The sequence below is a fragment of the Arthrobacter sp. PsM3 genome (assembly GCF_030433895.1).
Taxonomy (GTDB): domain Bacteria; phylum Actinomycetota; class Actinomycetes; order Actinomycetales; family Micrococcaceae; genus Arthrobacter.
This window is the reverse complement of the sequence record NZ_JARUXE010000052.1, coordinates 1-24,344: the sequence shown is the minus strand read 5'-3', so window position 1 is coordinate 24,344 and position 24,344 is coordinate 1. Positions and strand designations below refer to the sequence as shown.

At 64.6% G+C, this 24,344-nt stretch carries 23 protein-coding genes and 1 pseudogene; 15 read left to right on the top strand and 9 right to left on the bottom strand.

The window, feature by feature from the left end; genetic code table 11:
• Positions 1-466: 466 nt before the first annotated feature.
• Positions 467-721 (top strand): hypothetical protein, encoded by a 255-nt coding sequence (locus QCD75_RS19680; protein ID WP_301231137.1) that lies wholly within the window; start codon positions 467-469, stop codon positions 719-721.
• 72 nt (positions 722-793) lie between these two features.
• On the top strand, positions 794-991 hold the full coding sequence (locus QCD75_RS19675; RefSeq protein WP_301231136.1) for a helix-turn-helix domain-containing protein: 198 nt from the start codon (positions 794-796) through the stop codon (positions 989-991).
• Between the two features lie 1,193 nt (positions 992-2,184).
• Here QCD75_RS19675 and QCD75_RS19670 read toward each other — a convergent pair.
• The 4 genes from QCD75_RS19670 to QCD75_RS19655 all read right to left on the bottom strand — a co-directional run bounded on the left by QCD75_RS19670 (position 2,185) and on the right by QCD75_RS19655 (position 6,389).
• A complete protein-coding gene (locus QCD75_RS19670) occupies positions 2,185-3,006 on the bottom strand; it encodes an SGNH/GDSL hydrolase family protein (protein WP_301231135.1) in 822 nt (273 codons plus the stop codon).
• Between the two features lie 353 nt (positions 3,007-3,359).
• Complete coding sequence (locus QCD75_RS22265; RefSeq protein WP_367400675.1) at positions 3,360-3,770, bottom strand: hypothetical protein; 411 nt, start codon at positions 3,768-3,770, stop codon at positions 3,360-3,362.
• Positions 3,771-4,593: 823 nt separating this feature from the next.
• Complete coding sequence (locus QCD75_RS19660) at positions 4,594-4,902, bottom strand: hypothetical protein (protein ID WP_301231132.1); 309 nt, start codon at positions 4,900-4,902, stop codon at positions 4,594-4,596.
• A gap of 506 nt (positions 4,903-5,408) precedes the next feature.
• Positions 5,409-6,389, bottom strand: coding sequence for a helix-turn-helix domain-containing protein (locus QCD75_RS19655; protein ID WP_301231130.1), 981 nt, complete (start codon positions 6,387-6,389; stop codon positions 5,409-5,411).
• A 141-nt stretch (positions 6,390-6,530) separates the two neighbouring features.
• On the opposite strand from QCD75_RS19655, the gene QCD75_RS19650 reads away from it, so the two are divergent.
• From QCD75_RS19650 to QCD75_RS19620, 7 genes are all read left to right on the top strand, one after another.
• Entirely contained in the window at positions 6,531-7,757 is a 1,227-nt protein-coding gene (locus QCD75_RS19650) for an acyl-CoA dehydrogenase family protein (protein ID WP_301231129.1), read from the top strand.
• Entirely contained in the window at positions 7,754-8,338 is a 585-nt protein-coding gene (locus tag QCD75_RS19645) for a flavin reductase family protein (protein WP_301231127.1), read from the top strand. The genes QCD75_RS19650 and QCD75_RS19645 overlap by 4 nt, the downstream gene beginning before the upstream one ends.
• Before the next feature lie 62 nt (positions 8,339-8,400).
• Positions 8,401-9,360, top strand: coding sequence for an alpha/beta hydrolase (locus tag QCD75_RS19640; RefSeq protein ID WP_301231126.1), 960 nt, complete (start codon positions 8,401-8,403; stop codon positions 9,358-9,360).
• 254 nt (positions 9,361-9,614) lie between these two features.
• Positions 9,615-11,411 (top strand): FAD-dependent oxidoreductase, encoded by a 1,797-nt coding sequence (locus QCD75_RS19635; RefSeq protein ID WP_301231125.1) that lies wholly within the window; start codon positions 9,615-9,617, stop codon positions 11,409-11,411.
• Positions 11,412-11,413: 2 nt separating this feature from the next.
• Positions 11,414-12,490, top strand: a complete 1,077-nt coding sequence (locus tag QCD75_RS19630; RefSeq protein ID WP_301231123.1) for a maleylacetate reductase — start codon at positions 11,414-11,416, stop codon at positions 12,488-12,490.
• Between the two features lie 58 nt (positions 12,491-12,548).
• On the top strand, positions 12,549-13,460 hold the full coding sequence (locus QCD75_RS19625; protein ID WP_301231121.1) for a dioxygenase family protein: 912 nt from the start codon (positions 12,549-12,551) through the stop codon (positions 13,458-13,460).
• 10 nt (positions 13,461-13,470) lie between these two features.
• Positions 13,471-14,169 (top strand): molybdate ABC transporter substrate-binding protein, encoded by a 699-nt coding sequence (locus tag QCD75_RS19620; RefSeq protein WP_301231120.1) that lies wholly within the window; start codon positions 13,471-13,473, stop codon positions 14,167-14,169.
• 1,538 nt (positions 14,170-15,707) lie between these two features.
• Here the strand turns inward: QCD75_RS19620 and QCD75_RS19615 are convergent.
• The gene (locus QCD75_RS19615; RefSeq protein ID WP_301231119.1) at positions 15,708-15,872 is read right to left on the bottom strand and encodes a hypothetical protein; all 165 of its coding nucleotides are present in this window, start codon (positions 15,870-15,872) and stop codon (positions 15,708-15,710) included.
• Positions 15,873-16,119: 247 nt separating this feature from the next.
• Positions 16,120-18,354 carry a catalase/peroxidase HPI gene (gene katG, locus QCD75_RS19610; RefSeq protein WP_301231118.1) on the bottom strand — a complete coding sequence of 745 codons (2,235 nt, stop codon included), beginning with the start codon at positions 18,352-18,354 and terminating at the stop codon, positions 16,120-16,122.
• A gap of 335 nt (positions 18,355-18,689) precedes the next feature.
• Here katG and QCD75_RS19605 point away from each other — a divergent pair, with 335 nt between their 5' ends.
• From QCD75_RS19605 to QCD75_RS19595, 3 genes are all read left to right on the top strand, one after another.
• On the top strand, positions 18,690-18,809 hold the full coding sequence (locus QCD75_RS19605; RefSeq protein ID WP_301231117.1) for a YegP family protein: 120 nt from the start codon (positions 18,690-18,692) through the stop codon (positions 18,807-18,809).
• A 112-nt stretch (positions 18,810-18,921) separates the two neighbouring features.
• Complete coding sequence (locus tag QCD75_RS19600; RefSeq protein ID WP_301231116.1) at positions 18,922-19,842, top strand: LysR family transcriptional regulator; 921 nt, start codon at positions 18,922-18,924, stop codon at positions 19,840-19,842.
• A 287-nt stretch (positions 19,843-20,129) separates the two neighbouring features.
• Positions 20,130-20,258, top strand: a complete 129-nt coding sequence (locus tag QCD75_RS19595) for a hypothetical protein (RefSeq protein ID WP_301231115.1) — start codon at positions 20,130-20,132, stop codon at positions 20,256-20,258.
• A 227-nt stretch (positions 20,259-20,485) separates the two neighbouring features.
• On the opposite strand, the gene QCD75_RS19590 is transcribed toward QCD75_RS19595, so the two are convergent.
• Positions 20,486-20,749: a hypothetical protein gene (locus QCD75_RS19590; RefSeq protein WP_301231113.1), complete on the bottom strand. Its 264-nt coding sequence runs from the start codon at positions 20,747-20,749 to the stop codon at positions 20,486-20,488.
• 440 nt (positions 20,750-21,189) lie between these two features.
• Here QCD75_RS19590 and QCD75_RS19585 point away from each other — a divergent pair, with 440 nt between their 5' ends.
• The 3 genes from QCD75_RS19585 (at position 21,190) to QCD75_RS19575 (ending at position 22,871) form a co-directional block, all read left to right on the top strand.
• A complete protein-coding gene (locus QCD75_RS19585; RefSeq protein ID WP_301231112.1) occupies positions 21,190-21,438 on the top strand; it encodes a hypothetical protein in 249 nt (82 codons plus the stop codon).
• Between the two features lie 373 nt (positions 21,439-21,811).
• Positions 21,812-21,970 (top strand): hypothetical protein, encoded by a 159-nt coding sequence (locus QCD75_RS19580; protein ID WP_301231110.1) that lies wholly within the window; start codon positions 21,812-21,814, stop codon positions 21,968-21,970.
• Between the two features lie 31 nt (positions 21,971-22,001).
• Positions 22,002-22,871 carry an ATP-dependent DNA ligase gene (locus tag QCD75_RS19575; RefSeq protein WP_301231109.1) on the top strand — a complete coding sequence of 290 codons (870 nt, stop codon included), beginning with the start codon at positions 22,002-22,004 and terminating at the stop codon, positions 22,869-22,871.
• Positions 22,872-23,174: 303 nt separating this feature from the next.
• Here QCD75_RS19575 and QCD75_RS19570 read toward each other — a convergent pair whose 3' ends face one another.
• Positions 23,175-23,591, bottom strand: a complete 417-nt coding sequence (locus tag QCD75_RS19570; RefSeq protein WP_301231108.1) for a hypothetical protein — start codon at positions 23,589-23,591, stop codon at positions 23,175-23,177.
• A 291-nt stretch (positions 23,592-23,882) separates the two neighbouring features.
• Positions 23,883-24,275 (bottom strand): annotated as a pseudogene (locus QCD75_RS19565) (EAL domain-containing protein); the annotation flags it as partial.
• Positions 24,276-24,344 lie beyond the last annotated feature (69 nt).

Sequence of the window (24,344 nt, the reverse complement as noted above, 5' to 3'; positions counted from 1 at the left end):
TGAAAAGCCGGCAGCACCACCCACAGACCCTGGAGCCGATCTCTTAGGCGTTCTGTTCCAGCCAGGGTTCGGCAAGGGACCGGAAGCCCGATACCCTGCCGTCCGGGGACGTCGACGATATCGGACAGGACCGCGGTGCTGCCACCGGCGACAGCACCCAGGGGGACAAACCGCACCCGCGGATCCCGGCGGAAACTGAATAGGAAACCGTCCCGGGCACTGGAGATCGGCGATGTTGGCTTGTCCCGGCAGCCCCGTGGGCCCAAAAGCAAGTACTCACCAAGTGTTACTCACGGGTACTCGAAACGCTATTGAGGTACACGTTACGCATGGGACAGATGAGCCTCGAGCTTAGTGTGAGTTCCACGGTGCTAAACCGGTGCAGGGACCGCTCCCCGCAAGCGTTCATGCCGGATACGCACCACCAGTGAATCACCGTTGATCGCACTGCGAAGGAGTGATCCATATGCCGAAAATCTCTTCCGGCCCGCCGTCATCCCGAATCCGGGACTGGCGTTTGTACGCGTTCCTCATCCAAACCATCTCCCGGGCACGCACGGTTTCCGTCCCCTACAGGCTCGGCGACGTGGTGGTCGGAGACGACCCGTTCAACGGGCGGACGCTTGGCTTGGTGGCGGTCATGAACGGCACCTCCGTCGGGCTGCAGACCGCCGACCGAACTTTCTACTACGACTACCGGCAGCTCACGCGGCCGGACTAGGCCGGGTCCGCGCCCCTGCCTGTCACTGTTCCGCTTCCTATTGTTCTGAGCAGCCCAAGGAGTCCGATCCGAATGCCCCTCGCAAGCATCCCCACCCCGTACCTGACCATCGCCGAAGTGGCCGGGAGCCTGCGCGTGTCCAAGATGACCGTCTACCGGCTCGTCCGGGCCCACGCACTGGCCTCGATTCGCTTCGGCAAGTCCTACCGCATCTCTGAAAAGGCCGTCGAAGACTACCTCAGGAAGACCACCCTTCCGGCCGAACCCTGAGGGGCCCCGTACGGTCTGGAGTACTCCCGCCCTGGCTGACGCTGCTGGTCCAGTACCTGTCCGAGCGTCCCCTGCCACTGCAACACCGCACTTCCGGCGGCCCGGCGCCCCACCCCGGGCGCCCGTGAAGAACCGCTGGCCCTGTTACAGGTGGGAAGGCCATGGCAGCAAAACCCACCAATTCCTACCACTCGCCCTCGAAGGCGGCCCCGCCTACCGACTGGCCAGGCTCGGCGAGCTCATTTTCAGTTCCGGATCAGTTGCCAGGTCATGCTGTTCCCCCCGCATTCCTGCATGAACAGGTATCAGAGCGGAAATTCCGGACCGGCCACAACCCTCGGTCGGTCTAAAGAATAATCAGCAAGTCATGTTGTAGGCGGCCCTGGCCGCAATGAATTGGTGAAAGCGAAAACCCGACGGAAGGACGAACGAGGATGAACACCCAGAAGAGGCCCCACAGGGCGGTACCCGGTCCGCCGTAGCCAGCCGCTCGCCCACCCAACCGAATAGGTCTATCCGGGACCCCACACACCCGGAACATCAGATCAGAGGCGGGAGTGTGCACAATGTGCACACGAAAAAACACCAAAAAGCCCCTGAACAGGGAAAACACGTGCCCGAGGTGGGACTCGAACCGGGTTCCAGCCCTTGAATTTCCGCCACTCCCCCGAAAACCTCCGCAATCCGGCCCAGTCCGGCACCGGTACGGCCCAGTCCGTGACCGAAAGTGTGGACACTGTCCACACCCCGCTTCTCCCCACCAAGGCCTCCCAAACTGCCGCACCCCGCATTGACAGGGTGCGGCATTTCTCCGTCTTGACAAAGTTGACCCAGCCGTAGGACTCCACGAGCGGCAGCAACTTGGTCATGCCCTCGCTCAATGCGGGCTCTTGGGCAGACCGCGCAGGGCTATCGGCCGCTAGGCTTTTAATAATCATTTCACCTCCGTTCCTGCCTTTCATGGCCGCAATCGTCGAGAGCCGCATGACCGGCGGCGCCTCTCAGAACCCCGTTTCCGCGCACCTGCCGGAGTCATGATCCAATGCGGGAGTGACAGCGACGGCACCGGCCTCGGCCGGCGGCTCAGCGCAAGCAACTAACGACGCTGTCGCCCGACACCTCTCAGCGCCTCCGCCAGTCCGGTCCGGTCCGCGGTTATTCAGACACCCCCCGTTGCCGGGAATCCAGGTACCTCACGCACCCGGGCTGCGCTGCCCGGATGCGGGAGGTGTCGACGCGTTGGTCGGAGTTTTTGGGTCGGAAGGCACGGCGCTGGGACTCTGCAGCGACGTGAGTATGCCTTGGATCCTCTCTTTCAGGAATTGCTGTCCTTGGCTGCTGGGGTGTTCGCCGTCCGGGCCCAGCAGTGGAGAGTCGGGCCCGGGTATCCAGTTCTCCGCGATCGGATCAACGAATTCTGCGCCGGCGTCTAGGGCCGCCGACCTCTCCTGATCGCGGATGACGTCAAGGTCCGTCACAGCCGGATCGAAGGCTGTGAGGGGTCCGATGACTATCAAGGCCGCGTGGGGGGCCACGGTCTTGCTCTCCGCGAGTGCATCCTCGACGGCCGCTTTTACGTCCGCTGGATCCTGGCCTCCATCGTTGTCCGAGCCAAAGAACACGACAATGTCCGTCGAAGCGTCGAGCGTCGCGGCGACTTGTGACCCAAAGGTCTCTCCTTGCTCATCGGCGGCAACGTAGCCTGCCCCGTCTCTTGCCGCGTTGATGATCTCCACCGGCAGCTGTCCGGGCCGCAGATCCGGGTCCAACTGGCGGGGCCATGCTTCCTCTGCGGAGGTTCCATACCCCGTGCTGAGGGAATCACCGATGACCACCACGCGTTCGGGCGCCCGCGGCCCGGGGATCTGGAACGGAGCCGGGATGAGAGTCTTTTGCCGCGGGCTCTCTGGGGCCACTCCGTAGTCGGCAGCCGGGGCGCAACCGGCGAGGGCGCAGAGGACGGCCAAGCCACCAAGGACAGCCGGAATGGACCCGCGGTGGAAACCGTGGGTCACTGTAATTCCCCGGTCTCATCCCGACAATGTCGCTTTGCCATGCTTCTAGAATAGGCAGGGATCGACGAACGGTCGCTACCGGTCGCGTTACCTCACACGTTCGGGGTTCGCAGTACTTCCGAGAGCAGGCGTCGGAAGGCGTACGTGACGGCGACTGGATTCCGTGACGGAGCAGTTGTTCAGGCGCGCTCCGTCATCACAATGATCGGGCGTGCACCCCTGACGTGCGGGCTGCTCGTGCTGATGTGGGTTCTGGCCCTTGGCACGACGGGTGGCGGCGATCCTCGAGACCGCCTGGCCCGCGCCGCCACCGGCACCGCTGGGTCTGGCAGCTAAGGCCGATCCCTGCTCCTCTAACTCGTCGGCCGCAGAGAGGTGATCATCCTCCTGATATCCCGGTACTCGGCAGTGTCCGCGTACTTCTTCGCCTTCTCCAGATACGGCAGGGTTGCGTCTCCAGGCGTGACGTTGTTGGCGGGATCGTAGAACGCCCCGAACATGGCAGAGTTGGGCGGCCAGATGAAGAAGTGGAACATATAACACGCAGAATCCCCCGTTGGTACCGGACCGGTCACGATGCCGTAGGCAGCTCCCGGCGTATCCGCTGGACCTGGATCCTCGGCGTTGCCGCGGGTCTCGAACACGTACCGGGGCGCCGCACCGTTCTGCGTCAGCGCCGTCATCTCCTGCGAGTCCAGGATGGAGTACGGGTACCGCTCCGTGCAGGTGGAACCCGTGGCCATGTTGGTCCGGAGAGTAGCCAATGGCTTCCCGGCCTGATTCGTAACCTCCGCGAATGCGCCACCACCTTCAGCCAGCTCACCGGCGGGATCCCTGACGCTCCACGCGGCGGGCAAGTCGAATGTCAGCTGGCTGTCCGCCGTCGTGTAACTAGTCCAGGCCGACGACGCCGTGGGGACGCCAGTAGCGCCCGGTGCCCCACCCGACGAGGGTCCTTCTTTCGGTGCTGCGGTTGTCGTGACTGAGGCAACGGGTCCGCCCGAAATGTCCGATGCCGGCGGCGCTGCCTGCTGACCGCACCCCGAAAGCGACAAGGCGAATAGAAATGCCGCGGAAACCACAACGCCCGACGATAATGACCTGCTCACGTGACCCTCCCGGTGCCGACAATGGTCCCTTAAGTGTCGCTCCCTCCGGAACTGTGGGATCCCAGCTGGGGCGACTGGCACCGAACCGTCGCCGGGCATAACGATCAGTCCATTGCAGATGACCCCGCAAAGTCGGTAAATGCTACATCTCGACCGACGTCTCATCGCCGCGTTAATCACAGCGACCGCCGCCGAGCGGCGCTCTCGACTGCGCAATCGCGAGATCGCCCTGGCCAAACTCAACGGTTGTGTCTTCCTCGTCGCCCCCATCGTGGTTGCACAGGAGGAGAGTGCCCCGAGCCGGGGTCACCCCAGCCTCGTACTCGTACGTGTCTGCCCCGCGATTTCGATCCGAAACGGCTTGGGCGATTGACGCGAAGGTACACCCGCTATTCGATCGTCCCTATGAGCGTGGGGCGGAGTGGTTTCCGTGATCGACGAGTAACCCTGCCCCCTGACCGCTGAATCGTTTTCAGTACTAGGACTCCTTGCGGCGCCCGCCAAAGATCATCGAGGCCAGCGCCATGACCCCGGTGACGGTGAATACTGCCGGCCACGCGCCGATCTTCTTCGCCAGGGGGTGGGACGCGCCAAAGGCCGTAATATACGTGCCCGTGAGTGCGGCAGCCCGGGCCGCGCCGGCGTCGTTTTTCCACACCGCGAAGGCGGCCAAGCCGCAGGCTGCCAAAATGGCGCCGCCTGCCTGCCTGTTGCCTGTATCGCGGGCGACCTTGTAGCCGAGCAGGAGACCGGTCTTGGCCAAGCCGGTCGAAATGATGCGAGACATTCGATTTCTCCTTCGGCGGAATGGATAAGCGTTAACTTAAGCATAGGTCCGGCACTGGGAAACGTAGTCGAGCCGACCGCTGCTGCCAGCTGACGGCAGTCGGCTCGATGAGGGTCGCCGGGGGCGCGCCGGGACCCATGATCAGGCGGTGTGAACGCCGCCCCGCCGCGGGACTCGCGGCACATAGGAAAGCCCCTCAGCGGAGGGGCTTTCGTGGATGAAACAGTGGGTTGGTGGTGTTGGTCAGCGGTCATGTGCGCCCCTTCCCGGACGTCGTGTCTGTCTTCCTGCATTCGATACCGCAAGTCTGTAATAGCTGATCCGCGGATCGTCCAACCGCAGTGCAGCGCATCTTTCCGCACCCGGGTAAGAGCCTGTAGGAGGACACCGTGGATCGCCGGATATTGCTTGCCCTCTGGGGTCTGGTTCCGTCGCTGGCCAAGGACATCAAATCGGCGAAAGGCTGATCAACGCCCGCAGTTAGCCGCTGGTTATGCCCGGTCTGCTCAGTCCGACAGCGTGAGGGCTCTTGCGCGGTATTCTGCCGGCGTCTGGCCTGTCGCCTCCTTGAAGAGCTGACTGAAGTACGACTGGTTTTTGAAGCCGTTGCGGTGGCTCAGGACACTGACCGAAACATCAGCCAGGCGGGGGTCCCGCAGGTCCCGGGCGCAACGGTCCAGCCTTCGGGTGCGAATCCAGGACCCTGCTGTCTCGCCGGATTCGGAAAAGATGGCGTGCAGGTATCTGACCGAGATGTACTTGGCGGCGGCAATGCTCCGGGGAGAGAGGTCCGGGTCGCGGAGGTGCGCATCGATGTAGGCGGCGATGCCTTCGAATCGGACGCGCTTCTGCCCTGCGGGCTCGGGGCTGGTGGTCAGGGCCAATTCATGGCGCATCATCGTTGATGTCAGGTCCACGGCGTTGTGGAGGGTGAGCATCTGCAGTTCGGGAGACAGGTTGTCCACTACTGAATTCAGGCCACCCAGGAGCCCGGCCAGCGCGGGAGCCAGCCCGGAGCGGCTGTCCAGCCGCTCCGCCACCAGGTCGGCAATCTGGAGGCTCGAGAGCGTGACCAAGGACTGGGGAAACTTCAGGAACAGGATATTAAAGCCCGTGGGAACAACGATTTCGACCGGCCGACCGGTCTGGTAGAAGCCGAAGTCTCCGGGACCTAACTGCGCCTGCCGCCCGTCCTGGACAATGAAGCCTTCACCGCTGAGCACGTGGCAGAGGACCAGCGAGCCGCCGTCCGCGGCCACCCGCTCCGCCCCGCGCCGCGCGGCATGTCCGGAGGCTTCGATTTCCGCCAGATGGATTCCACCTTGGACGCGGTTCCGCATCCTGGCCGTAAACGATTCAGGATGATCGGTTTGCATGTCCAGGGCCAAAAGAGTGGACGAGACCATGGCGCCCCACGACCCTGGATCCTTTGCCTGCTCGGACACAACCACGGCAGCCGCCGTTGGGTCTTTCAGGGGGTTACTCATTCGACATCGCCTCCTGTGGCCCCGCACTGGGACAGCAATGTGTTCACTGTCACAACATTCGTGTGCACTCCATCGTATCCAACGTGAGACGGATCACGCATAAATTGCAACTACAGCACCGCACCAAGCTAGGAGCAAGAAATGTCCCAGACACTTTTGGAATCAACTGCCCGACTGCACGTCAGCGACGACGTCCCGGCCCTTCTCGCCCACATCGATGAAATTACCCCGCTGCTCAAGTCGCAGGCGGATGAGAATGAAGAACTCGGGCGCCTCACAGACAAAGCTGTCCATGCCCTTCACGACTCGGGGGTCTTCCGATTGGGTATCCCCCGCGAACTCGGCGGCTACGAAGCTTCCCCCCGCCAGGTTATCGAAGTCATCGAGAAGCTCTCCTACGCCGACGCCTCAACCGGCTGGGCCGTCATGGCCCTGCAGATGATCACGGGAACCACGGCCGCCTACCAGGGCAAAGACGCCACGGACGAACTGTTCGCCAACGGCTCCTACCATCTGATGGCCGGCCAGGGCACCCGGATGGGAACCGCAAAAAAGGTCGACGGCGGATACCTCCTGAGCGGGTCCTGGAGCTTCGCGTCAGGGCTGCCCCACGCCAGCCACATCCACACTGCCGCCGTGGTCCTGGAGACCGGCCAGCCCTTGGTCTTCACGCTGCCCAAGGAACAGGCCCGCATCGTTGACAACTGGGACGTCATGGGTTTGAAGGCCTCCGGCAGCATCGACTACAGCTGCGAAGGTCTGTTCGTGCCGGAGTCGTACACCTACGACGTCACCACCAAGCAGAGCGTATATGGTGGCGCCCTCTACCGGATGGGCCTGGCCAACATGTCCGGCATCAACCACGCCGGGTGGGCCCTCGGTGTGGGGCGCCGGATGCTCGATGAAATGCGGGCCCTCGCCCAGAAGAAGTCAGGTGCCCCAGGCGCCAGCGTGGACACTGACCAGTTCGCTGCCGAGTACGCCACCGCCGAAGCCAAACTGCGTTCGGCCCGGGCTTTTGTGTTCGAGGTCTGGCGGGACAACGAGGCAACGCTGGGCGGAGGCGAACTGCTGTCCGCCGAGCAGGAAACCCTGACCCGCCTCGCGCTGAATAACGCCACATGGTCCGCCCACGAGGTCTGCATGATCGTCTACAAGTGGGCGGCGACGGCGGCGCTCCGGCACGGAGACCTGCAGCGCTTCTTCCGGGACATGCATGCCGGAACACAGCACATGACCTCTGGTCCTGTGGTGTTGCAGTCCTGCGGCAGGATGCTTGCCGGCCTGGCCAAGGACGCCGAATGGGTCTTCTTCTCCCTCGCCGAAAAGGCCCCGTCGGAAACCCCGGCTCAGGCGGCAAAGCGATGAGCACGACCACCACTACAAGCGCGGTGAGCGCTGCACACTTCACCACGAGGGTTGGCAGTGTCGGCTCCGAAGACATGCTCTCTGCCGATGAGTTCAAGGCCGCGTTCCGAAACCATCCGGCCGGCGTCGCGGTGATCACAGCGGACGCCGGTGACGGCCCCGTCGGACTGACCGCCACGTCCGTCATCTCCGTTTCGGCCAGCCCGGCACTGCTGGTGTTCTCCCTCTCGGCCTTCTCCTCGACGGCCCCAGCACTGGCCAAGGCGGAAACGCTGGTGGTCCATCTCCTGGGCGCGGACCAGATGGGACTGGCCAGGACCTTCGCCACGAGCGGGATCGACCGCTTCGCCGACACCGCAACATGGTCGCGGCTGGTCACCGGAGAACCCGTTCTGCACAACGCCCCGACCTGGCTGCGCGGCCGGATCGTGGACCGTATGCAGGCCGGTGACTCCACCGTAGTGGCGGTGCAGGTCCTCCAGGCTTCGGTCACAGAACCGGCGCCGGACGCCGAAACCAGTCCGCTGGTCTACCACAACCGTGCCTGGCACCGGCTCAGCGAGTTGTCGGCAATCAGCTGACCGGGCGCTGTCATCCGTTCTGATCCAAACTCACCACGCCACATCTCAACGAGGAGAAACCCATGGCACTTGACGAAGCAACTACTGCGTTCCTGACAGGCATGGCACAGGCCGCCGGACCCGACGCCAAACCCATGTGGGAGCTGACCGCGACCGAAGCCCGCGCCGCCAGCAGCGGCCTGAAGAACCTCTACGGCCCCGGTCCCGACGTCCACGACACTGAAGACCAAACGCTTACCGGCTATGACGGCGGAACCTTCCAGGTCAGGGTCCTGGTACCCAACGAGAAGCCAAACGCCGTGCTCGTGTACCTGCACGGCGGCGGCTGGGTCCTCGAGGACATCGAGGGCTACGAAACCCTGGGCCGCCAGCTCGCCACGAAATCCGGCGCCGCCGTCGTCCTCGTGAACTATCGCAAGGCCCCCGAGCACCCGTTCCCGACGCCGGTCGAAGACGCCTGGACGGCACTGCAGTGGGCTGCCGAGAACGTTGATCGGATCGCCGGAGACCGCGTACCGCTGTTCGTCGGCGGCGACAGCGCCGGTGGAAACCTCGCAGCCGTCGCCACCATCCGCGCCCGGGACAACGGCGCTCCGGAGCTCGCCGGCCAGATTCTGCTTTACCCGGCCACGGACGCGGATTTCTCACGGGCTTCGTACCTTGAGCCGGAGAACCAGTCCTTCCTGACCACTGCTTTCATGAAGTGGTTCTGGAACCACTATGTGCCCGAACCGGCCCTCCGGACGCACCCCGAAGCATCCCCGCTAAAGACGGATTCGCTCGCCGACCTGGCACCTGCACTGGTGATCACCGCTGAGCACGACATTCTTCGCGACGAAGGCGAGGCCTACGCGGCACGCCTCGAAGGGTCCGGAGTCGACGTCGAACATCACCGTTGGCCGGGCCAGATGCACGCTTTCTTCTCCATGGTCAATCTCCTGCCGGCCAGCGCCGACGTGATGGACCTGGTGGCCGGTTCGATCAGGACCAGGGCCGCCGCCACTGAAAGCGTTGCGGGCTGATCATGTTTGGCAGCGTCAGGATCAGGATATGTTCAACAGCACGGGACGGTCATTGGGGCTGGACGCCCTCGAAGGCCGCGCCGGTAACCATCACGGCACAGTTCAGCACGTGGCCGTCCGAACCGGCGGCGATCTCGTGTTCCCCCTGGGAAGGCCTTTACGACAACAGTGCCCACGACAGCCCGGCACACGCCTAAGACCCCCAACTCCATCAGCATCAACTTCCGGCCCTCAGGCCGCACCAAAGGAAAACAATGGTTATTTTCGATGACGGGGTTACCGAAACGGCTCTCCCCGACGCGAACGTCGTCCACACGGACGTCCTGATCGTCGGGTCCGGCCCGGCCGGCTCCTCAGCCGCACTGTTCCTGTCCGAATTGGGCATACCGAACATCATGATCACCAAATACCGCTGGACGGCGAACACGCCCCGGGCGCACATCACCAACCAGCGCACCATGGAAATCTTCCGGGACATGGGAATCGAGGACCAGGTCCTGGCCGACGCCACACCCCACGAGATGATCGGCGACACCGTGTTCTGCACGTCGATTGCCGGCGAAGAAATCGGGCGGATCCTCAGCTGGGGAACGCATCCGGCACGACATGCCGACTACGAACTGGCATCCCCGTCACTAAACTGCGACATCCCCCAGACGTACCTCGAACCGATCCTGCTGAAGAACGCAACGGTGCGGGGCACACAGACACAGTTCTCCACCGAATACGTCTCGCACACCCAGGACGCCGACGGCGTCAGCGTACGGGTGCTGAACCGGCTCACCGGGACCGAATACACCATCCGGGCCAAGTACCTGATCGGCGCCGACGGCGCCCGCTCCAAAGTTGCCGCGGACATTGGACTGCCCTACGAGGGCCAGATGGACATCGCCGGCTCAATGAACATCACCTTCAAAGCGGACATCGCCGCGCTGGTGGGCCACCGGCCCTCGGTGCTGTACTGGGTGGTCCAGCCCGGATCCAACATCGGCGGAATCGGCGCCGGCCTGGTGCGCATGGTCCGGCCATGGAACGAATGGCTGATCGTCTGGGGCTTCGACATCAACGAGGAGCCACCCGCCGTGACCGACGAGTCCGCGACCCAGATCGTCCGGAACCTGATCGGCGTTCCGGACCTCGACGTCGAGATCACGGGAACCTCGCTGTGGGGCAACAACGAACAGCACGCCACCCGGCTGCAGTCCGGGCGCGTCTTCTGCGCCGGGGACGCCGTGCACAAGCACCCGCCGAGCAACGGTCTCGGCTCCAACACCTCCATCCAGGACTCCTATAATCTGGCCTGGAAGATTGCCGCGGTCCTCAAGGGCCAGGCCGGCGAGACACTCCTTGACACGTACACTGCCGAGCGGGCCCCTGTGGCGAAACAGATCGTCACCCGCGCCAACCAGTCCGGGCGGGAATTCGGCCAGCTCTTCGAAGCCCTCGGGATCGACAAGGCAGAGAGCGCCGAAGAGATGCACGCCCTGATCGAGGCCCGCAAAGACAACACCGCCGAAGGCGCCGCCAAACGCCAGGCCATCCAGGCCGCGATGGAGATCAAGAACTACGAGTTCAACGCCCACGGCGTGGAACTCGGCCAGCACTACGACTCCTCCGCGATCGTCGGCGACGGAACCACCAAGCCCGAGCCCACCCGGGATCCGGAGCTGTACTACGAAGCATCGACCCATCCGGGCGGCCGACTCCCCCACGCCTGGGTGGGCGACAGCAGCCGCAAGCTATCCACCCACGATCTCGCCCGCTACGGCCAGTTCACACTCTTCACCGGGAACACGGGTGAGGACTGGAGCACTGCGGCGCAGAAGGTCAGCGACCGGCTCGGCGTCACCGTCGGCTCCATTGTCATCGGCCCGGGCCAGGAAGTCACCGACCTGTACTTCGACTGGGCGAAACTGCGTGGAGTGGCCGAAGATGGTGCCGTGCTGGTCCGTCCGGACAAGCACGTCGGCTGGCGCGCAGACCGCCTGCCAGACGATCCGGAAGGCGCCCTCTACGGGGCCGTCGCCGCAATCCTGAACCGGGAGAACTGACCATGAGCCTAACTTTTGACCACGTGACATTGGGCCAGCGGGTGCTGTTCGGCACCGGGAAGGCCGCGGCGAACCTCGCCGCGGAAGCGGCCCGACTGGGCGCGCAGCGCGTCATGGTGATCGCCTCGGACCGCGAGACGGAAATGGCCCGCACCGTCGCGGCCGACATCGAGGTGGCACTCTGGCACCACGACGTGATCATGCACGTCCCGATAGAGGTCGCCGAGAAAGCCCGCGCCACCGCGGCGGCGGCCGACATCGACCTGCTGGTGTGTATCGGCGGCGGTTCGACGACGGGACTGGCCAAGGCGATAGCGATGACTTCCCGCCTGCCCATCGTCGCCGTGCCCACCACCTACGCCGGCTCAGAAGCGACCAACGTGTGGGGCCTGACCGAAGCATCCCGGAAAACCACCGGCGTGGACGACGCCGTCCTGCCCGTCACGGTCATCTACGACGCAGCACTGACACTGTCCCTGCCCGTGGACATGTCCGTGGCCTCCGGCCTGAACGGTGTGGCCCACTGCATCGACTCGATGTGGGGCCCCCGTATGGACCCAATCAACGCCGCCCTCGGTTCCGAAGGCATCCGCGCCCTCAGTTCCGGCCTGCCGCTCATCACCGCCGACCCCTCCGGAACCGAGGGCCGCGAACAGGCTCTCTACGGCGCCTACCTCGCCGCGGTCGCGTTCGCCTCCGCCGGATCCGGGCTGCACCACAAGATCTGCCACGTCCTGGGAGGCACCTTCAACCTCCCCCACGCCCAGACCCACGCCACCGTGCTCCCCTACGTCCTGGCGTTCAACGCCCCCGCAGCGCCCGACGCCGAAGCCCGCATCGCCGCAGCCTTCGGCACCATCGACGCACTGACCGGGCTCCAGGAACTCCGCAAACGTCTCGACGCCCCCACTGCACTGGCCGACTACGGCTTCACCGCCGACGGGATCGCCGAAGCCGTCGCCATCATCCTCCCCGCCGTCCCGGCGTCCAACCCGCGCCCCGCCACCCCCGAAATCCTCACCCGTCTCCTCCAGGCAGCCCTCACCGGCGGAGACCCCCGGGCCCTCCTGGACCTCTGACCCGGCCACTGCCCGTCCAACAACGCACGCATTTCCACAAGACGCAGGAGTACAGCGCATGTCTGAAACCACCACTGCCGGGGCCACCATCAGCCCGGAACAGGCCCTCGTAGAACAAGAACTCGTGGACACCGTCGTCGCGTCCTTCGACAAAACCGAAGACCCCCGCCTGAAGCAGCTCGTGCAGGCCCTGACCCGGCACCTGCACAACTTCGTCCGCGAAGTCCGCCTCACCGAGGACGAATGGAACACCGGGATCGAGTTCCTCACCGCGGCCGGCCACATCACCGACGACAAACGACAGGAATTCATCCTCCTCTCCGACGTCCTTGGCCTGTCCATGCAGACCATCGCCATCAACAACCAGGCCTACAAAGGCGCCACCGAAGCCACCGTCTTCGGGCCGTTCTTCGTCGACGATGCCCCCGAAATCCCCCGCGGCGGCGACATCGCCGGCGGCGCTGCCGGCCAGCCCTGCTGGGTCGAAGGCACCATCACCGACACCAGCGGAAACCCCGTCCCGGGCGCCCGGATCGAGGTCTGGGAAGCCGACGAGGACGGCTTCTACGATGTCCAATACACCGATGCCCGCGTCGCCGGACGTGCCCGCCTGTTCGCCGACGACAACGGTAGATACTCTTTCTGGGGACTCACGCCGACCCCGTACCCAATCCCACACGACGGGCCGGTAGGCAAGATGCTCGAGGCCGCCGGCCGCTCACCCGTCCGGGCCTCCCATCTGCACTTCATGGTCGACGCCCCCGGCCTGCGGACCCTGGTAACACACATCTTCGTCGAAGGAGACCCGCAGATCGAGATCGGTGACTCCGTGTTCGGGGTCAAGGACTCGCTGATCAAACGCTTTGAAACCCTGGCCGCCGGCACACCCACCCCCGACGGCCGCGACCTTGGCAACCAGGCCTGGGCCCGCACCCGCTTCGACGTCATCCTCGCCCCCGCCGAGGCCTGAGGAGCACCAAGTGACCCCACGGCCTGCCCTCACCCTGTTCTGCGCCATGGCCCTCAGGGGCGCGGTCAACGACTCCATCCTGCCCGCGTTCACCCGGGACACCGGAATATTCGTGGACGCCCATTTCGCGCCGACCAGGACGCTGATCCAGAAGATCACCGCGGACGCACACTTCGACGTGATCATCGGCATCGACGCCTCACTGACAGCGCTCAGCGACGCCAGGACCGTCGATGCCATGACGCTGACGCCACTGGCCGAGGCCGGGATTGGCATCGCTGTCGCCCCCGGCGCCAAGATTCCGGACGTTTCCACGGTCGAAGCACTCACCAATGCGCTGACGGCAGCCCGTTCCGTGGCCTACTCACGCAACAGTCCCAGCGGCATCTACTTTGCACAGCTGCTGCAGGACCTGGGCATCGCCGAACAGGTCAACGAACACGCCACCGTCGTCGATCAGGGCTTCACCGCCGATGCGCTGCTGGACGGCCGCGCCGACCTTGCACTGCAGCAGATGAGCGAACTCATCTTCTTCCCGGAGGCCAAAATTGCTGGCCCCCTTCCAGCCGAGGTCCAGCACTACACGGCTTTCTCCGCCGGGGTCGCTCTCCAGACTAAGAACAGTTCCGGTTCCGGCTCACTGATCAGGTTCTTGAGTACAAAGCTTGCGCATGCCGCCTACAGCGGCGCCGGCCTCGAACCAAGCTAATTCCGCGGTCATGGGTGCCGCCAAACGGCAGGTGTCTAAAACCATGCTGGCGATCTTGCCTGGATCCACATCGTTCCAGTCGTCAGCCGCATGAACCTCTCATTTATCAGGTGAAGACGCGAAGGCCGAGGTCGGCCCAGAGTGCGTTCCGGAAGTGTAGATGGATTGGTCGACATCTGATATCTCTTGTTCCTGTTCCAGTTGTACCTGAAACGGATCCACGGCCATACGCGCTCCAAGGAGCGGGTGCTCGACGCGGAGGACTAGAAAATCAGTTTAGGCCGTGGACAGCGACGCCGGATACCCATAAGCCGGATGCGGCGATGACGGGAAAATGATGACCGCGGCGGCCGGTTAACTGGTTGGAAGGCCATGGCAGCAGGACCACCAGTTCCTACGACTCGCACTCGTGGCCGATCCCGCCTACTCACTAGCCAGGCTCAGCGAGCTCATGATCTGCTCCGGATCAGTTGCCATGTCATGCCGTCTCCCATGCATTCCTACATGAACAGGTATCAGAGCGGAAATTCCGGACCGGGCCGCAACCCAAGGTCGATCAAAGAAATAATCTGCAAATCATGTTGCAAGCGGCCCTAGCCACCATGAAGTAGTGAACGCGAAAACCCAACGGAAGGACGAACGAGGATGAACACCCAGAAGAGGCCCCACGGGGAAGTACCCGGTCCGCCATAGTCAGCCACTCCCCCACACAACCAAATAGGTCAATCCGGGACCCCACACACCCGGAACATCAGATCAGAGGCGAGAGTGTGCGCAATGTGCACACGAAAAACCACCAAAAAGCCCCTGAACAGGGAAAACACTGTGCCCGAGGTGGGACTCGAACCGGGTTCCAGCCCTTGAATATCCGCCACTCCCCCGAAAACCTCCGCAATCCGGGCCAGACCGGCCTCAGTACGACCCGATCCGAAGCCCAGGGTGTGCACATTGTGCACACCCCCTCTTTTGCTCCTTTTGTTGCCGGTCCAGACGTCCGCGATGAGAGTTGCCACGGCAGTTTCACGTTTGGCATAACATCCTGCGAAGCGTCGGTGACGACCGCGATCGGAAACTAATCGAGGTGGCATTGGACAGGTTTGAACTGCTGCGGCATCACGCGTCCAGCTCGTTGACAAACCTTGTTCTGCGGCTCAGTGACACGCCAACCACTTCAGAGCACGAGAGCCCCTGACGGATCAGTTCAAAGTAACGGGGTTTCACCTTCTGCGGCATCATGGTCGACGCTTATCCTGGCACGCGCTGGGCGACGAAATGAATCCGGAGCAGCTTCACAGCCCCATCAGCGGCACTTTGCCGACGCTAACGCCAGGCCCTAAGGTTTACCACCAGGGAATCCCCCGCTGTACGGACGACGCGGTCGGCAGAGCTTTGGAGCCCGAACATCCTTCCCGCCTTTACCCACCAATCTCGCCGCCGACTCCGCGGCCTTGCGAGGCAACAGGCCGCCGATGCATCCGCGGACCAATTCTCCCTCCATGGCTGTTTCGGACGGCAAACGGCGCTGCTCCAGGATGCTGCTACTGGTGCTCCCGGATGTAGCTATCAGGATCAACGTCGTGTCCCTTGATCCCCCCGGCATGGGCGGCCTCGAAGGAACAGAACTTTACGGCTAGATTGTGGCGCAGTTCAAGGGCGGCGTGACGGCGGAAGTCGGTCAGTCCTTCGCGTTCTTCTTCCGCCATGTGATCGCCGTTGACTCCTGCCCGGTTCTCTGGCAGTCATTGCCGGCGGCCCGCTGGGCGGGAAACCGGCGCGTGGGTATCCGAGGCACGCTCTCCACGTCGGTCAACGCCGGAGAAGATAGGCGACGGTGAGCGCTCGCCTGATGCCCATATGGGGATCCGCTGTTGGCCCTCACTTAGGCAGCGAAGACCGTCGGGCCCGGGGCAGCCGTGGAACAGCTGACCCGGACGCCAGAGACATCGTCGATCAGGCGAGGTCGTACCGGTTCAGATTCATGACCTTGGTCCACGCGGCCACGAAGTCGCGCACGAACTTCTCCGTAGCGTCGTCGCTGGCGTAGACCTCGGCGATTGCCCGCAGCTCGGAGTTCGCCCCGAAGACCAAATCGGCTCGGGTGCCGGTCCAAACGTCGCCGGTGGCGCTGCGCCCTTCGAAGGTGATCGAGTCTTCATCCGCCGGCTTCCAGGTAGTGCCCAGGTCGAGCAGGTTCACGAAGAAATCGTTGGTTAGGGTGCCGGGTGCCTTGGTCAATACGCCGTGTGTCGAGCCGTCGTAGTTCCCGCCTAGGACACGCAGCCCGCCGACGAGCACCGTCGTCTCTGGCGCGCTTAGCGTCAGCAGGTTCGCCTTGTCGATGAGCAGGTGCTCGGCGGGCAGTTCGGTTCCCTTACCGAGGTAGTTCCGAAACCCGTCTGCGACCGGCTCGAGATAGGAGAAGGACTCAACGTCGGTCTGCTCCGCGGTGGCGTCGGCGCGCCCCGGAGTGAACGGCACCTCGATCGCGTTCCCTGCCGCCGTCGCGGCCTGCTCGACGCCGACGCCGCCGGCCAGGACCACCAGGTCCGCGAAGGAGACCTGCTTGCCGTCGGTGCGCCCGGAGTTGAACGCCTCCTGGATGCTCTCCAGCGTGCGAATGACGTGCGCGAGCTTGCCCGGCTCGTTGACCTCCCAGCCGCTCTGCGGATCGAGGCGGACCCGGCCGCCGTTGGCGCCACCGCGCTTGTCGCTCCCGCGGAACGTGGACGCGGCCGCCCAAGCGGTGCTAATGAGCTGGGACACGGTCAGCCCCGAGTCGGCGATGCGTGCCTTGAGGTCGGCGATCTCGGCGGCGCCGACGAACTGGTAGTCCGGGGCCGGGATCGGGTCCTGCCAGATCAGCACCTCGCTCGGGACCTCCGGGCCGAGGTAGCGCTGGATCGGGCCCATATCGCGGTGGGTCAACTTGTACCAGGCCCGGGCGAACGCGTCGGAGAACGCCTGCTGGTCGTCCTTGAAGCGGCGCGAGATCGGCTCGTAAATCGGGTCGAAGCGCAGCGCCAGGTCGGTGGTTAGCATCCGAGGCTCGCGCTTTCCGGCACCGAAGGCCTCGGGCACCAGGTCGGCGCCGCCGCCGTTCTTCGGCCGCCACTGGTGGGCGCCCGCGGGGGACTCCGCCAGCTCCCAGTCGTAGGCGAACAAGATGTGGAAGAACTCGTTGTCCCACCGTGTGGGGTGGTAGGTCCAGGTGACCTCAAGGCCGCTGGTGACGGTGTCCGGGCCGACCCCGATGCCGTAGCCGTTCTTCCAGCCCAAACCCTGGTTCTCCAGCGGCGCTGCCTCCGGGTCGGGGCCGAGCTTGTCGTCCGGGTGGGCGCCGTGCGTCTTGCCGAAGGTGTGGCCCCCGGCGATCAACGCGACGGTCTCCTCGTCATTCATCGCCATCCGGCCGAACGTCTCCCGGATATCGGTGCCAGCCGCGACCGGGTCCGGCACTCCCTCCGGCCCCTGTGGGTTGACATAGATCAGACCCATGGTCGTCGCGCCAAGCGGCTTTTCCAGATTCCGCTCACCGGAGTAGCGCTTGTCGGTGCCCAGCCACGCGGTCTCCGAGCCCCAGTAGACCTTCTCGGGCTCCCACACGTCCTCGCGGCCGCCCGCGAAACCGAAGGTCTCGAAGCCCATCGACTCCAGCGCCACGTTGCCAGCGAGGACCAGGAGGTCGGCCCAGGAGATCTTCCGGCCGTATTTCTTCTTCACCGGCCACATCAGCCGGCGGGCCTTGTCGAGGCTGACGTTGTCCGGCCAGCTGTTGATCGGCGCGAAGCGCTGCTGGCCGTGGCCGGCGCCACCGCGGCCGTCGGTCACCCGGTAGGTGCCGGCGCTGTGCCACGCCATCCGGATCATCAGCGGGCCGTAGTTGCCAAAATCGGCCGGCCACCAGTCCTGCGAAGTGGTCAGCAGCTGCCCAATATCCTGCTTCACCGCGGGCAGGTCGAGGGTGACAAACTCCTTAGCGTAGTTGAACGCCTCACCGTACGGATCCCTGACCGGCGGATTCGCGGCGAGAAGGTCCAGGTTGAGCCGGTTCGGCCACCAGATGCTGTTTGCGTCACCTTGTGTGGGACGCGACAACTGGTCCCGGATCACCGGGCAGCTCACGCCCGGCGCGGGGACCTCCTCATCGGTCGTGATCTGTCCGTGCTGGTCTTCAGACTGAGTCATGGGGATTCCTTCCGGTGGCCGATCGAATGATCAGGAACTCTGGGCGGGCGAACAGTCGGGGCACAGGCCCCAATAGACGACCGCGGCCTCGACGACCGCGCAGCCGCCGTCGTCGGACGCGGTCAGACAAGGCGCCTCGCCGACCGGGCAGCCGACGGGTATCTCGCAGGTGGCCATGAAGCGTCCTCTTCAGGACTTTTGACAGTCCCAACTCAGCTTCCTCGAACTAGCGCTCCTCGTTCCAGAGGAGAAAGACCCGAAGGAACAACCCAAAGCTGGCTTCCAGATCCTTGTGGCGCAGCGGCCGCCCGGCTTGATGATCCAAAGGAGTGCCCATGGCAGGCAAGTTCGAGGTTTACAAGGACAAGTCCGGCGGACACCGGTTCCGGCTCAAGGCAGGCAACGGCGAAACCATCGCCTCCTCGGAGTCCTATAAAACCAAGGCAGCGCCCTGAACGGTATCGAATCCTTTAAGAAGAACGCCGCATCCGACGTAGCTCCCGGGCCCGCCCGCCGCGAGTGCGCAAACGATTGGCGCCCGGCGGCAGGGTGCTGTAAACCGATCTCATGTTCTTCCGTCAACTTGAGTACATGGTGGCCTTGGCCCGCGAGCGTCACTTCCTGCGGGCGGCCCAATCCTGTTCGGTTTCCCAGCCGGCGTTGTCGGAGGGGATCCGGAAGCTGGAGGAGGAGCTGGACGTTCCCTTGATCCACCGGGGCAACAAATTTGAGGGCCTGACAGCCGAAGGGCAACAGATTGTAGTCTGGGCCCGGAGGATCCTCGCGGACCGTGACGGACTGAAAGAGGAGATCGGCGCGATGCGCGCCGGGCTCAGGGGCCGGCTGCGTTTTGGGTCCGTTCCGACGGCTTCGATCGCGGTGTCCCTGCTCACAGCTCCATTCTGCGCTAAGCACCCCCTGGCGCGGGTGCAGGTTGTGTCTGACCTGAAATCCGAGGATGTTCTTCGGAGGCTGCAGAATTACGAGATCGATGCCGGCATCACCTACATCCGTGATTCCATCCCTGGCGAGTTCCAGGTGGCCCACCTATACATGGAGAAGTACGTCCTGCTGATGGCCGCCGACACGGGGACTGGGGTCGAATCGGCAACTTGGGCGGCTGCCGCTGCCCTTCCGCTCTGCCTGCTGGATCCGGTGATGCAGGGCAGACGGCGTCTCGATGACGTGTTTGCCGAGGTGGGTGTTATGCCGTCACCCCGGGTAGAAACCGACTCGGTGTCATCGCTCTTCGCGCAAGTAGCGACGGGGTCGTGGGCAACCGTCGTGCCGTCCGCCTGGCTTCACGTCTTTGGCGTCCCAGCCGGGATGTGCGCGTTGCCCCTGGTGGAGCCGAAGCGCGCCATACCCGTCGGACTTGTCACCCTCGCCTCGGAACCGGGCTCCGTTATGGCCCGCGCCATGGCCGCTGTCAGTCAGGTAACGGACCTCACATTCCTAGAGCATCTCCCTCGCGAGCAGGCGCCATAGACATCGCCTACTGTGGGATCGTTTTTCCTTGTTTGATACCCATGATGCGTAGGCGGAAGGTGGATCTCAGGCGGCTACCGTCTCGGCCTGCCAGCCTTCCTACCATTGGAGATCCCGTGATAACCCAGAACCTAAATCCAGCCACTTCAGGGAGTCACTCCGCCACTTCCGGGACTGCTGAAACTCCACTGACAGGCCGCTACGCAGCATTCGGCTGTTACACCGACGTTGACACGCTCGTCCGGGGCGACGCCCGCCGCGCCGTCCGTCCGGGCAGCTTCACCGACGTGGATATCCTCACCCGCCCAAAGTCCGACATCGTCCGTCCGGGCAGCTACACCGACGTGGATACCCTCACCCGGCCAACGTCCGACATCGTCCGTCCGGGCAGCTACACGGACATGATGCTCCCCTAGGCCAGGTCTCCGGTCCCGGGCTTACCGGAAGATACACACAAACAAACTGCAGCGCAGGCTAAAAAGTCCCGCAGCATGCTCCCCAAAGGCGTTACCCAAGGACGTGTGTCGCAGCTGGCCGCTCCCCTCCATGCAGGCGTTCCGTCAACGCATGACTTTGGCGCTCTCGGCACCCTTTGACACCGGGGGCGTCTTGCAGCACCATGCTCATCCGCGAATAAACCTCCTCACCGCCCACGAGAAGTGGGTTCACGCCCAGCGGACGACACCGGGACCTCCCGCCGTCGTCCGCGTGCGTTGGGTGCCGGCCCCTGCAGCGCGGACCAGCCGCCGTCCGAGGCGAGGATCGAGCCGTTGACGTTGGTGCCGTCGTCGCTGAGCAGGAAGGTGGTGGACCCGGCGAGCTGCGCCGCGGTGGCGGGCGTGGCGACGGTGGCCTGCATGAGCGGGCCGAGGCGTTCGGCCGCGAGTTGGGATCCCCAGTTGGCCACGATGGTGGTGATGGTGGGGCCGGGGGCCGGGGCGGTGAATCACGGGCCCCTGGGCCCGTACATCTTTGCCGTGTGCATGAAGCACACGCGGCGGAAGCTGCGCAGCGGTCTGTCGGGGTTCGGATGGCGCGGGGGCCATCCAAACTCATATTAAGTTCTCCGTTGTCTCCCGTACTACTGGCCGACGGACGCAAAACCGCCACAGCCGTGAGGCAAACCAAGCCTCTGGACGGCACCAACCCGAAACGCGGTCAGGACAACTGGCGTAAGAAAACCAATCAATCTTCACCGATCCTGAGGCACGACAGGAGGGATGATCCGGCGTAGATGGTGCCGAAGTTCTGCAGCCGGCGTTTGGCTTCCGTCAGATCTCTTCCCCGTTGGAAGCCGGCCACGCCTGCGCACCGGCCTCGGCCAGCTGCGGGCCCTTGAGCCGTGTCTTGCTCGCACTGAAAGAATCCATCGCCAGCTGGAAGATGATCACTTTCCGGATCGAGCAGCGCCAGTCCGGCGCCAGCTGGCCCCGCCGCGCCCCGGATGAGGCCGAGCGATTCATCGCCGCGCACGGCGAGGCGATCCGGGATAAGGAGAAGCTGGCCCCTGCCGCACCGGACACCGCCAAACTCGACCCAACGACCCGACGGGTTGCCAAGGCAGACCGCCGCACCAAATCGAACGAAAGAAAGTAACTCCGATGCTGAATCTCCGCACGCTCACTTTCGCCTTCGTGCCCTAGACTTTTCTCCTCCTCGGGATCGTTTACGCCGTCGGCGGCCGGCCGGCCCTCCACCTGTATTCGCCGTACCGACAGAGCACGCCCCGTACGACCGCGCTGCCCGGATCCGGGCCCTGAGTATCTCCGAAGAACAGGAACACGAAATGCGCTGGCGCGGCGCGGCGCAGTGCAGCCACAGGCCATCCAGCTGGCGGCAGGGCAGGGCAGACGCACGTCGCGCGGCTCGCCGCCGAGGACTACCCGGGCGAATAGCTGCCGGCACGGGCCGCGGCTCCCGTGGCGCGTCCGCTGGCCCGGCGGCCGGCCATGGCGTAGACATGAGGCCTATGGAAACGACAAGCCGCGCCTCTGCACCCCGCTCCTCGGAAGAATCGACGGCCGGCGGCCACCGCGTGGTGTTCTCCGACCCGGAAGCTCTGAACGCTGCTGCCGTCCGCGACCAGGACCCGGCACCGGTGCCGGCCGTCTTCTCAAGCCATTACTGATCGATGCCCGCCCGGGAGTATCGTGACGTCCATGTCCGAGGTCCTGCCGGCGGCACTGCGTGCACCGTCCCTGGTGCTGACCAAACCCGTGGCACGCGTACCGGGCCCGGCGGTACTGCCCGGCGGCCGTATTTACGAGCCCAAATGGGACGGTTTCAGGGCGTCCGTGACGGTGGTAGATGCCGGTGTGACGTTCTGGTCCCGGCAGGGCAAAGACCTGACCCGGTACTTCCCGGATGTGGCGGCCGCGGCGCGGGAACACATCCCGGCAGGATGCGTCATCGACGGCGAAGCACTCGTCTGGACCGGTCACCGGCTCGACTTCAACGCCCTGCAGACCCGCCTGACCACGGCACGCCGGGCCCTCCCGGCCTTGGCTAGAGAACACCCCCCATCGTTCGCAGCCTTCGACTTTCTCTCCGCCGCCGGCCACGACACCCGCGCCCTGGCCCTGAAGGACCGCCGGGCCCTGCTGGAGGAACTCGCCGCCGGCTGGGCTCCACCGCTGAATCTCTCCCCAGCCACCTCTGACTACGCCACCGCACTGGAATGGTTTGAGGATTTTCCGCCTACCGGCATCGAGGGTCTCGTCATCAAAGGCGCCGACCAGCCCTACGAGGTCGGCGTCAGGCAGTGGCTGAAGGTCAAATACCGGGAGAACATCGACGTCGTCTGCGCGGCGGTCATCGGTCGCCGGGATTCCCCGTACGCCCTCGTCGTCGGCCTCCCCATGTTCGGCAGACTGTGGATCGTCGGGTCCACGACCGCGCTGAGGCGTTCCGCGTCCCGGCACGCACGTGCACACCCCCGGCCGGATCATCCCTGGCCGGAGGAGATCTCCCCGACCGTCATCGACGGGTTCACGTCCAGGAAAGACCCGATCCGGCTCACCCGGGTCTAACCCCTCGTCGTCGAGGTCAGTGCCGACGCCGCCTGGTCCGGACGGTCGTTCCGGCACCCGTTGCAGTACCTGCGGGCCCGGCCCGAGCTGGACCCGGCGGCCGTGACCGTCGCGGAGCACCTGGTCCGCCGGTATCGGCACGGCCCCTGCCGCACACATGGCAGGAATGAACTCACCCGCCTTTCGCTCCTGCGCTCGTCGAAATCCATGAGGCGACCTTCGACTACGGCCACACCACAGCAACCCGTTCCAGTCGACTTGGGTTTCTCGGCCATGCACCTGTCTTTTGTCGGGCGCGGACGGCTACTGGGGCTTGCGGGATGACCCTGACGCTGCCGTCACGGTGCCCTGACCGCCTGCGCCATGGCTCGGTGGCCGGCGTCGCCGCCAGCGGAACCGCGCGCCTGTGGCGGACATCGGCCGGTCGTTGCCAAGAGACTGGATGACCATGGCGGCCAGGATCAGCACGATGCCCAGAACAATGAGCGTCCAGGTGGGAACGGCCGCCGCGGCGATGGACCGGCTGCAGGCTGCTGCTGCACCCGTTCCACCGTGTGCGTCATAGTAGGTCGCGACGGTGTTGTCCGCCCGGAAGACGCTGCCGCACATGGTGCCGGCCTTCTGGGATCCGAGGAAGATGCCGCTGACAGCCGCCAGCGGGCCAAGGACGAGAAGCCAAGTCAGGACGCGGCGCAGTGGAGGGTGGTGTGTCCCGGACATGGTTTCCCCAATAAAGTTTTCGAATGGTGGTGGTGGAATCATATCGGTGCAATGTCCCCCGGCCGCACACAGAGGGTTATGACCTGCAAACCAGCAAACGAGTCCGCCGGCCAGCCCAACGGCAGCCACTTCGCCAATCGTACGGCCCTCGAACCGGGCATGGTCCTAGTCGGCCCCAACAGCCGGGGCCAGCCCCAAAAGGGTGCGGCAGGGGCGAAGATGACGAATCCGGCGCTGGCCAGACTCGCGGCGATCTTGGTGTTGCCGGCGCCGTTGTCGAAGCGCACAACGTCAGATTGCGTCAACCTGAGGTTGTCGGACCCAGAGGGCCCAGTCTTCGGGGTTCATGGTCGGGCGGCCGAGAAGATAGCCCTGGGCCGCATGCATGCCCAGCGTTGTGACCATGGAGAGTTCTCCTGCGGTTTCAATTCCTTCGGCCACGATGGAGGCCCCGACTCCCGACGCGAAGCCGACCATTGCTGTACCAAGGGCCTGCCGGGCGGGGTCCGTGTCGATCCCGGCAATGATATCCCGGTCGAGCTTGATGAGGTCAGGTGCGAGTTTGAGAATGTGTCGCATCGACGCGAACCCGGCGCCCGCATCATCGACCGCAATACGAAGTCCGCGGCCGCGCAGGGAGGCCAGTGCTTCTACCAGCGGGCAGTGGTCGTCGACGGCTTGACGCTCGGTGACCTCCTCCGATGTGGCGGTACAGCTCGGTCATGAAGGACTGGCAGAAGCGCATGATCTCGG

What these genes read in the sequence shown, in the direction of transcription:
- QCD75_RS19680 (WP_301231137.1), top strand. Translation starts at nt 467, where the DNA reads ATGCCGAAAATCTCTTCCGGCCCGCCGTCATCCCGAATCCGGGACTGG.
- QCD75_RS19675 (WP_301231136.1), top strand. Translation starts at nt 794, where the DNA reads ATGCCCCTCGCAAGCATCCCCACCCCGTACCTGACCATCGCCGAAGTG.
- QCD75_RS19660 (WP_301231132.1), bottom strand. Translation starts at nt 4,902, where the DNA reads ATGTCTCGCATCATTTCGACCGGCTTGGCCAAGACCGGTCTCCTGCTC.
- QCD75_RS19655 (WP_301231130.1), bottom strand. Translation starts at nt 6,389, where the DNA reads ATGAGTAACCCCCTGAAAGACCCAACGGCGGCTGCCGTGGTTGTGTCC.
- QCD75_RS19650 (WP_301231129.1), top strand. Translation starts at nt 6,531, where the DNA reads ATGTCCCAGACACTTTTGGAATCAACTGCCCGACTGCACGTCAGCGAC.
- QCD75_RS19645 (WP_301231127.1), top strand. Translation starts at nt 7,754, where the DNA reads ATGAGCACGACCACCACTACAAGCGCGGTGAGCGCTGCACACTTCACC.
- QCD75_RS19640 (WP_301231126.1), top strand. Translation starts at nt 8,401, where the DNA reads ATGGCACTTGACGAAGCAACTACTGCGTTCCTGACAGGCATGGCACAG.
- QCD75_RS19635 (WP_301231125.1), top strand. Translation starts at nt 9,615, where the DNA reads ATGGTTATTTTCGATGACGGGGTTACCGAAACGGCTCTCCCCGACGCG.
- QCD75_RS19630 (WP_301231123.1), top strand. Translation starts at nt 11,414, where the DNA reads ATGAGCCTAACTTTTGACCACGTGACATTGGGCCAGCGGGTGCTGTTC.
- QCD75_RS19625 (WP_301231121.1), top strand. Translation starts at nt 12,549, where the DNA reads ATGTCTGAAACCACCACTGCCGGGGCCACCATCAGCCCGGAACAGGCC.
- QCD75_RS19615 (WP_301231119.1), bottom strand. Translation starts at nt 15,872, where the DNA reads ATGGCGGAAGAAGAACGCGAAGGACTGACCGACTTCCGCCGTCACGCC.
- katG (WP_301231118.1), bottom strand. Translation starts at nt 18,354, where the DNA reads ATGACTCAGTCTGAAGACCAGCACGGACAGATCACGACCGATGAGGAG.
- QCD75_RS19605 (WP_301231117.1), top strand. Translation starts at nt 18,690, where the DNA reads ATGGCAGGCAAGTTCGAGGTTTACAAGGACAAGTCCGGCGGACACCGG.
- QCD75_RS19600 (WP_301231116.1), top strand. Translation starts at nt 18,922, where the DNA reads ATGTTCTTCCGTCAACTTGAGTACATGGTGGCCTTGGCCCGCGAGCGT.
- QCD75_RS19580 (WP_301231110.1), top strand. Translation starts at nt 21,812, where the DNA reads ATGGAAACGACAAGCCGCGCCTCTGCACCCCGCTCCTCGGAAGAATCG.
- QCD75_RS19575 (WP_301231109.1), top strand. Translation starts at nt 22,002, where the DNA reads ATGTCCGAGGTCCTGCCGGCGGCACTGCGTGCACCGTCCCTGGTGCTG.
- QCD75_RS19570 (WP_301231108.1), bottom strand. Translation starts at nt 23,591, where the DNA reads ATGTCCGGGACACACCACCCTCCACTGCGCCGCGTCCTGACTTGGCTT.